Annotated in this window: 2 protein-coding genes; both read left to right on the top strand. The window is 71.3% G+C overall.

Annotated elements, in window-relative coordinates; translation table 11 throughout:
- A partial coding sequence (locus tag ACLN58_RS20035; RefSeq protein ID WP_415856993.1) for a (Fe-S)-binding protein occupies nt 1-1,243 on the top strand: 1,243 nt, incomplete at its 5' end.
- Nucleotides 1,244-1,487: 244 nt separating this feature from the next.
- Nucleotides 1,488-3,080 (top strand): AMP-binding protein, encoded by a 1,593-nt coding sequence (locus ACLN58_RS20030; protein WP_415856992.1) that lies wholly within the window; start codon nt 1,488-1,490, stop codon nt 3,078-3,080.
- Nucleotides 3,081-3,191: the final 111 nt, after the last annotated feature.

Here is a 3,191-nt window from a genome sequence, read left to right as displayed (position 1 = left end):
CGTGCACCGCTGCGTGGGCGTGGGCAAGTGCCGCGCCGACCCGCGGGCGCAGGGCGGGTTCATGTGCCCCTCCTACATCGCCACGCGGGACGAGAAGGACTCCACCCGCGGCCGCGCCCGGGCGCTGCAGGAGATGCTCAACGGCGGAATCGTCAGGCTCGCCTGGCGCTCGCCGGAGGTCCACGAGGCCCTCGACCTGTGCCTGTCCTGCAAGGCGTGCGCCACGGACTGCCCCGCCGGGATCGACATGGCCATGTACAAGTCCGAGACCCTGCACCAGACCTACAAGGGCCGCGTCCGCCCGCTGAGCCACTACACCCTCGGCCGGCTCCCCGACTGGCTCCGGCTCGTCGCGCCCCTTGCCTCGCTCGTGAACCTCGCTGGCCGCGTCGCGCTTCTGCGGAAGGCCATGATGACCGTGATGGGGGCCGACCCCCGCCGCTCCCTGCCCCCGCTGCCCACGGCGCCGTTCCGCTGGGACCGAGCCGCCCGCCGTCGTCCGTCCGTGTCGGCGCATTCAGGCGATGGCAAGCCGCCCAAGGTCTTGCTCTGGGTCGACTCCTTCTCGGACGCCCTCGACCCCGGCATCCCGCGCGACGCCCTCGCGGTCCTGGCCGCGGCGGGAGCCGACGTCCAGGTTGCCGGGCCCGGGGCCTGCTGCGGCTTGACTCTGATCTCCACCGGCCAGCTGACCGCCGCCAAGGCCAAGCTCCGCAAGACCCTGGACCTGCTCGTTCCGCACGTGCGGGAGGGCCGGACGGTGATCGGCCTCGAGCCTTCCTGCACGGCCACCCTCCGCTCCGACCTGCTCGAGCTCCTGCCCGAGGACCCGCGCGCGGCCGAGCTCGCCCGCGCGCTCAAGACCGTCGCCGAGTTCATCGTTTCGATCGACTGGGAGCCGCCGAAGGCCGCCGAGAGGCTCCTCGTCCAGCCGCACTGCCACCACTACGCCGTCATGGGCTACGGCCCCGACCGGGCACTGCTCGAGAAGATGGGCTGCGACGTCGAGACCTCCGCCGGGTGCTGCGGCCTCGCTGGGAACTTCGGCATGGAAAAGGGCCACTACGAGGTCTCCGAGAAGATCGCCCGGGGCGGGATCCTCGCCAAGGCCGCGGCCGCGCCCGATCGGCGCATCCTCGCCGACGGATTCTCCTGCCGTACCCAAGTCCGGGACCTCGCCGGCCTCGACAGCCGCCACCTCGTCCAGGTCCTCGCAGAGGCAATCCGAGCCGACGCGAACTGACTCGTCACGCGAGCTTTCGGTACCGGCAGCCCGGGCTCCGGTCCGTTTCATCGCCGCCGATTCCGTGCCTCGCCGCGACGCGCCGCTTCGCGGACTGGTTGGGAACTAACAACCGGTCAGGAGCGCGCCGACCTCGACGAGGGTCCCGACAGCGAGTTCCACCGCGGGCCCTTGCCCTCGCCCGGCCGAACCGATGCAATGAACCCACGGCGAGTCCCGCCGCAGGTGCGTCGAAGGAGCCGTCATGTTCACCAGCCCGTACCCGGATGTCGAGATCCCCGAGGCCACGCTCTACGACTACCTGTTCGGCGGGTTGGGCCCCGAGGACCTCGAGCGGATCGCCCTCGTGGACGGCACGTCCGGTGCGGAGACCACGTACAGCGAGCTCGTGGCCCGCATCGACGCGACGGCGGGCTGGTTCGCGGAGCAGGGGGCCGAGCCGGGCACGACGATCGGCCTGTTCTGCCCCAACGTCCCCGCGTTCGCGATCGTTTTCCACGGGATCTTGCGCGCGGGCGCTGCCGTCACGACCGTCAACGCCCTCTACACGGCCGAGGAGGCCGGCAAGCAGCTCGCCGACGCCGGCGCCACATGGCTCGTGACCGTCTCGCCGTTCCGCGACCGCGCGGAGGCGGCGGCCCAAGCGGCTGGCATTTCGCCGGAGCAGCTCGTGGTGCTCGACGGCGGCGACGCCGCTTCCGCCGCGGGCCACCCCAACCTCGCCGACATGCTCGAGGCGGACCTTCCGGCGCCGGAGGTCAGCGTTGACCCGCATGCGGCCGCGGTCATCCCGTACTCGTCGGGCACGAGCGGCACGCCCAAGGGCGTCCTGCTGAGCCAGTACAACCTCGTGGCCAACGTCGCCCAGGCGCGGGCCCTCCTGGGCGTCACTCGCGACGACGTCCTCCTCGCCGTCCTGCCGTTCTTCCACATCTACGGCATGACCGTGCTGCTCAATCTCGCCTTCGGCGAGCGCGCCCGGCTCGTCACGATGCCCAAGTTCGACCTCGCCGAGTTTCTGCGCATCACGCAGGACCACCGCTGCTCGTACCTCTTCATCGCCCCGCCCATCGCAGTGGCCCTTGCGAAGCATCCGCTCGTCGAGAAGTACGACCTTTCGTCCGTCCGCGCGGCGCTCTCCGGTGCGGCACCCCTCGACGGCGAGCTGGGACATGCGGTCGCCGAGCGGTTGGACTGCACGATGCTCCAGGGCTACGGCATGACGGAGCTGAGCCCGGTCTCCCATCTCATCCCGCTCGACGCGGTGGAGCGCGTGCCGCTGGACTCCGTGGGCTACACGGTGCCGAACACGGAGTGCCGCCTCCTCGACCCCGCGACGGACCAGGAGATCGAGGTCCCCTCGGAGGGCGTGAGCGCGCCGGGGCAGCTCCTCGTGCGGGGCCCGCAGGTCATGCTCGGCTACCTCAACCGCCCCGACGCGACGGCGGCGACGATCGATCCCGACGGCTTCCTCCGCACGGGAGACATCGCGACTGCGACCTCGGACGGCGTCGTCACGATCGTGGACAGGCTCAAGGAGCTCATCAAGTACAAGGGCTACCAGATCGCGCCGGCCGAGCTTGAGGCGCTCCTGCTCACCCACCCGCGTGTGGCGGACGCGGCGGTCATCGGGGTGCGGGCGGACGACGGCGAGGAGGTGCCGAAGGCGTTCATCGTGCGGCAGGGGGAGGCCGAGCTGGTGGACGAGGACGTCATGGCGTTCGTCGAGGAGCGCGTCGCGCCGTACAAGCGCGTGCGCTTCGTGGAGTTCGTTGATGCCATCCCGAAGTCCGCCTCGGGCAAGATCCTGCGGAGGGAGCTCCGCAACCGCGGGTGATCCTTCGCGGGCCTCTCGCGCGTCGGCGCGCGAGTCAGATGGCGGTCAGGCCTGGCGGGCCGCGAGCAGCGCGGTGACCTCGTCGAGACGGGGCATCGACGCGCTCGCTCC

Origin of the sequence: Sinomonas sp. G460-2 (assembly GCF_047759905.1) — a bacterium.
Taxonomy (GTDB): domain Bacteria; phylum Actinomycetota; class Actinomycetes; order Actinomycetales; family Micrococcaceae; genus Sinomonas.
The sequence above is the reverse complement of the archived record's forward strand: the minus strand, read 5'-3'. Positions and strand labels throughout refer to the sequence as shown.

What these genes read in the sequence shown, in the direction of transcription:
- ACLN58_RS20030 (WP_415856992.1), top strand. Translation starts at nt 1,488, where the DNA reads ATGTTCACCAGCCCGTACCCGGATGTCGAGATCCCCGAGGCCACGCTC.